Source organism: Candidatus Hepatincolaceae symbiont of Strigamia maritima, assembly GCF_055505085.1.
Genome location: NZ_DBKDTU010000135.1, coordinates 1 through 1,924, shown reverse-complemented (window position 1 = coordinate 1,924; position 1,924 = coordinate 1). Strand labels below are relative to the sequence as shown.

Here is a 1,924-nt window from a genome sequence, read left to right as displayed (position 1 = left end):
TACACTCTTTCCCTACACGACGCTCTTCCGATCTATTTTTACCTTTTCACTTATAGGTTTCTTTCTCTTAAGTTTATTATTCTTAGAGTTTTTGATATATATTTCTTTTTATAGCGTCTCTTTCGGTAATAAAAGATATATAGTAGAAGGATTATTCATTTGGTTAGCATAATTTTCACCCTCAAGAGTTTCTCCGAAATATAAATCTAACCTGTTTACACCCTTAATATCACCGCCGGTATCATTAGTTATTACTAATTTAGCAAAGGGTTTTTTACTATTGCCGTATTCTGTTTCTAAAAATAAAGGTATTCCTAAGGGAATATAAATTCTATCAGTTGCTACGGTTCTCTCCGCATGTAATTCAGTTCCTAAGGAGCCAACTACAGTTTGTAAAGGATCAACTTGAAAAAATACAAAAGATTTATTTTGATTTAAAACCTCATCTATTTTATTAGGATTTTTTTGAAAAAATTTATAAATTCCCTCCCTTCCGGCACCACTAGTAATATATTTCTGAGTTATCATATATTTACCAATTGAGGTATAGGAATGACCATTTTTAGAAGCATATCTTACATAAATTTCTTTAGAATTCGGTAAAATGACTTTACCAGATCCTTGAATTTGTAAAAAGTAAGTATCTAGTTTATTTTTTAACCAAAAAAGTTCTAATTTTTTACCCTTTAAAACTCCGTTAATAATCTCTTCTCTTGTATAATAAGGCTTTAAAAATCCTGTAGAATCTACTCTGCCCGTAATAATTCTATAAGTATTAGATGTATTAGAAATTTTAAAATCATCTATCTTTACCCTAACTAAATCTTGTGGCATAGCATAAATCGGATATTTATAAATTTTACTTCTTTTAGGAGAACCCTCTACACTAATATGAAAATACCCTGTAGTTATACCGCTTGCTCTTTTTTTAATAAGATAAGGGTCAAAATTATCTTCAAAGAATTTTTTTAAATTTTCATGATGCTTAAAAGGTAAGTTTTTTAGTTTATCACAAACCTCTAACCACTGTTTAATAGTAGTAAAAGGTTGTTCTGTCATTATAGTCTCAGGCTTTCTTTTTGCAAAAATCTCACAACTTTGCAAAATTGGTACTATTGTTTCTTCTAAGTTAGTATCTTTATCCCAATTCTTAACTTCTTGGAAAGTAAATTTAGTAAAAATTTTCTCACTAAATTCTTTTTTATAAAAAATTAAAACTAATATTATACCTACTATTACAGTTAAAATAACAATAATTTTTTGTAATTTTTCTTGTAAGAAAGTTTTTAAGGGTTGCTTTTTGTATTTTTGCTTGTTAAGCACTAGTAATTTCCATTAACTTCCAAACCACTTGATCTTCTTTAGGATTATTTTTAAACAACCAAAATTCTTCTATTTCTTTAGTAAAAGTTTTATTAGTTTCATCAATTCTGTTTTGCAAAGTAATAAATTTTATTTTAATAAAAATTTCTTCATTCTCAAATAAAATATTATTAACACTTACTTCTAAAAATTCTTTAATAGTAATATTTAATTTAGTAGCTCCTCTATCAAGAATAGTAGTTTCAAAATTACTATATACTTCTGCGCTTAAAAAATCTTTAATTTTAGAAACATCTCCGTCAAGAAAACTATAAACAATTAATTCAAAAGCTTTTTTAGAATTCTCAATAAATTTCTTATAATTAAAATATGAGTTAACTTTTTTAACTTCTTCTATTTTAGTTGCTAATTCCTGATTTATTTCAGGAATAATTGAATTTGTAACTTCTTCTTGGTATACAGGTATATCTTGATTATATTTTTCTAACCCTTGTCTTTTTCCCAATAAACCTCTAAATTTTACTATTAAAAATAGTATTAGTATTCCTAGTAAAATTATATCTATATAAGAGTATATTTTTTCCAATTATTTTCTCCTTTT

The 1,924-nt window shown here is 25.8% G+C and carries 2 protein-coding genes; both read right to left on the bottom strand.

Going from position 1 to position 1,924, the window contains the following annotated elements:
* Positions 1 to 108: 108 nt before the first annotated feature.
* Positions 109 to 1,323, bottom strand: coding sequence for a murein transglycosylase A (mltA, locus tag ACQCX0_RS03450; protein ID WP_462562780.1), 1,215 nt, complete (start codon positions 1,321 to 1,323; stop codon positions 109 to 111).
* The gene (locus ACQCX0_RS03445) at positions 1,316 to 1,909 is read right to left on the bottom strand and encodes a Tim44/TimA family putative adaptor protein (RefSeq protein ID WP_462562779.1); all 594 of its coding nucleotides are present in this window, start codon (positions 1,907 to 1,909) and stop codon (positions 1,316 to 1,318) included. Before ACQCX0_RS03445 ends, mltA begins: the two co-directional genes overlap by 8 nt.
* Positions 1,910 to 1,924: the final 15 nt, after the last annotated feature.